Below are 274 nucleotides of genomic sequence, written 5' to 3' on the forward strand. Positions count from 1 at the left end.
GCCGAAGCAGCAAACAAGAACTGGTATCAGGTCAGCATTGCAGACGCGAATGACGAGCAGGTCACTGGCTGGGTGTGCGACCACGGACATCCTCTGGTTGAGCTAAAGACTCCGTGGGACTGGCCAGGTTTCGAGGTCGCGACTCTTGATGCGTCGGTATCGGTCATGTTCGAGCGTGCTTTATATGTTGCCGATAGCGGTTCGCCTGACGAGATTGCGCGTTTCGAAGATTCGTTCGACACCGCGAGATCCGATGAGGTGATCAAGAGGCTTG

Annotated in this window: 1 protein-coding gene; it reads left to right on the top strand. The window is 55.5% G+C overall.

Going from position 1 to position 274, the window contains the following annotated elements:
* On the top strand, positions 1–274 hold a 274-nt coding region (locus SB751_RS30320; RefSeq protein ID WP_410749061.1), incomplete at both ends, for a hypothetical protein.

This window comes from Cupriavidus sp. SIMBA_020 (assembly GCF_046535395.1).
Classification (GTDB): domain Bacteria; phylum Pseudomonadota; class Gammaproteobacteria; order Burkholderiales; family Burkholderiaceae; genus Cupriavidus; species Cupriavidus campinensis.